Genomic DNA, 2,596 nt, shown 5'->3' on the forward strand with positions numbered 1-2,596 from the left:
AATCGGCTCTGCAAACCTCCGCGTTGCTCGTTCATGCACACCTGTCCACGCTCATTGAACATGGACACGTAGCCTCGGTGAATCAGCCTCGCCGTGCAATGGCGTCAATCAAAGAGCGCTTACCCTGAACCCGCTGCTGCGACAGGATCATTGAGATCCTTCCCTGAAACCCATCGACTTCGTCGTGGGCCATCTGCAAAGCGGATTGCACTATAGGCGGAGCGGTCACGACGCGCCTCGTTTGCGCAGTTACCGCCCCTCCGTCTTGGCTTAGACGTGCAACTTCTTCGCCGCTTCCTTTGCGAAATTCTCAAGTTCCTGAACCGTCACGTGCTCGAGATCGTAATGCGCCTCCAACGGGAAGTTGACGTTGACGGAATTATTGTCTTCGTCCTGAAGAACTGCATAGACCCGAACGGGGGTTACGTTTCGGGAAAAATTCACATTCGCAAGTTTCAAAGCCATTGTTACTCCTTCTTTGGTAGTGACCGCGACAGCGTGTGGTACCCGCGGACCATATAAATAGGGGCGGAATCTGCCTCTGCAAGATATCTCGATATTCTTCTCGGCATGGTCCACTGAGCGTTACGAACCCAAGCGCTCTAGAGCGTCGGACTATCATGCGCCCCGACGTGCAGTCCGCAGGCGCTGGGCGGGTTTACGACAAGCTTGAAAACGCATTGGGGCGCCTACATTGCAATACAGGCGCCTTGGCTACGGCGGCCACAAACAACACAAAAAGGATTTGAAGATGGCTCAATTCTTGACGCGCGTTGAATTGCATAACGCAACCGCCGCCGACTATGAAAAGCTGCACACAGCCATGCAGCAACAAAAGTTCTCACGGACGATTCCTGATGACAGCGGGGTGCGCTACCACCTTCCCACTGCGGAGTACTATTCGCACGGCGAGATTGCTGCAAACGACGTACTTGAACTAGCAAAGGCCGCCGTCAGGTCGATTGGCAAAACTGCGTCAATCATTACCTGCAACTGGACACAAGCGCAATGGAACGGACTACCACGCGCATAATGTGGCAATCCGCTCCACGTGGCTGAACGCCTAAAGGCGCCGCAGCCCGTCTCTGCATCCTCGCAGGAATTCCGCTATACGGCGCCGCCCCGCAAGACTCCTAGCGGACTGAGCCGTTCCGAAATGTGCGAACAAAAGCACGGGGGAATTCAGCGCGCGCGGTTCAGAGGGCCAACACAGACCCACTGAACGACGTTTCCCACTGCCCGTTAGGCGTCTCGCTCTCAAGGTCATGGGCAATGTCGAATAGGACAAATTTTCCGTTGGCGAAAGGCAAACTACTCTCCACCTGTACAGCAGCACCGTAGTGTAAGTGTGGGTTGAATAGCGTACGAACCAATACTCCTCCAGCGGGAGTCCCTGCCGGATAGCCGATCATTCCCGTCTCTGGCGATATTGTCTGCACGACACCCCCGCGACTACCGCCTTTCGGCCAGATTGCCAGCGTGCCGTTATCAAGCGACCAATTGATGTTAGCGGCGTTCGCACATGCTTCCATTTGCCGCTTTGGCGATCCCGGGAAGTAGGGTGTCGACAGAATGACCGAGACACCATTGTTCTCGAACATATAGCCGTTTTGGGTGGCGAGATTCTGCATGATGACCGCGGCATCAACAGAGCCGCGGACACTCAAAGCCGGCGCCACTTTGAGCGCTTCGAACAGCCCCGCGTATGCCGTTACTTGCAGCGCGACGTCGGGTGCATTGTTGTAGGTCGGCATTGCTACCGCTACTTGGCCTTGGAATATCAGGCTCATTCCCGTGGCTTCATCACCAGCTTCGATGAGCAACTGATTGAAGCGAGTTGAAACTTGGCCGCCTTCAAGGCGGTTCATGCTCGAAAGCTGGTTCAGAAGGGACGGGGTCAACCCGTGGATGATTAGCGATGCTTGCCCCATGGACGGTGCGCCCGCATTGGCAATCGTCACCTGAATACGCAAACCGGACACCGTGACAGTGTCGTACTTGCCGTCGAACGAATACTGCACACCATTCGTGTCGCGGCCCAGCTTGAAGGTTAGGTTAATTTTCTTGCGCGTGAAGCTCATAGGTTTTCCCTTAAATTTCGTTCAGTTGCTTCCTGCAGGCGCGCAGCAGGCCGTTAATACGCTTTTGGTAAGCGAGCCAGCCACGGGCGCGAAACCCATGTACAAGCGCGTTCTGTGACGCCACGGCTTTACCCTCATCAGTCACTGGGCCCGTGGATTGCTCCCACGGTTTCCATCTGCGAATCTTTTCCGCCTGTGCGGCCCGCTGCTCGGGCGTCCAGCGTCGCGCCATGGTCGTTCTCTCGTTCGTCTGTTAATAGTTCGTTTGATCGTTCCGGCGATTCTTCGCTCGTGCGCGCGGACGTGCCCTGCGTCACCGGTCCGTTGTTGACCTGCTGGTTGCCCGCCGCATTGTTCGTAAGCGAGTCTCCAGCACCGTCTCGACGGCGTGACCGGAAATTGCCAGAGTAGTTCCCACCACTTCAAGTAGCGGGGACTACTTTGACAACAGAAGCACCAAAGAGGATTGGCCGCAAAGGCATCCCGAATCACCCACTCGAATTCCGGCGCGAGAT

Annotated in this window: 3 protein-coding genes; 1 reads left to right on the forward strand and 2 read right to left on the reverse strand. The window is 55.9% G+C overall.

Annotated features, from left to right (window positions below):
• Nucleotides 1–270 precede the first annotated feature (270 nt).
• Nucleotides 271–465 carry a hypothetical protein gene (locus CFB82_RS41185; RefSeq protein WP_089487923.1) on the reverse strand — a complete coding sequence of 65 codons (195 nt, stop codon included), beginning with the start codon at nt 463–465 and terminating at the stop codon, nt 271–273.
• A 286-nt stretch (nt 466–751) separates the two neighbouring features.
• On the opposite strand from CFB82_RS41185, the gene CFB82_RS42980 reads away from it, so the two are divergent.
• Complete coding sequence (locus tag CFB82_RS42980; RefSeq protein WP_179255539.1) at nt 752–1,033, forward strand: type V toxin-antitoxin system endoribonuclease antitoxin GhoS; 282 nt, start codon at nt 752–754, stop codon at nt 1,031–1,033.
• 163 nt (nt 1,034–1,196) lie between these two features.
• On the opposite strand, the gene CFB82_RS41190 is transcribed toward CFB82_RS42980, so the two are convergent.
• Entirely contained in the window at nt 1,197–2,081 is an 885-nt protein-coding gene (locus CFB82_RS41190; protein ID WP_089487924.1) for a baseplate hub protein, read from the reverse strand.
• Nucleotides 2,082–2,596: the final 515 nt, after the last annotated feature.

It is taken from the genome of Burkholderia sp. HI2714 (genome assembly GCF_002223085.1).
GTDB classification, from domain to species: Bacteria; Pseudomonadota; Gammaproteobacteria; order Burkholderiales; family Burkholderiaceae; genus Burkholderia; species Burkholderia lata_D.

Bases quoted from the DNA above. Each gene is read 5' to 3' on its own strand.
- CFB82_RS41190 (WP_089487924.1), bottom strand. From the start codon at position 2,081: ATGAGCTTCACGCGCAAGAAAATTAACCTAACCTTCAAGCTGGGCCGC.
- CFB82_RS41185 (WP_089487923.1), bottom strand. From the start codon at position 465: ATGGCTTTGAAACTTGCGAATGTGAATTTTTCCCGAAACGTAACCCCC.
- CFB82_RS42980 (WP_179255539.1), top strand. From the start codon at position 752: ATGGCTCAATTCTTGACGCGCGTTGAATTGCATAACGCAACCGCCGCC.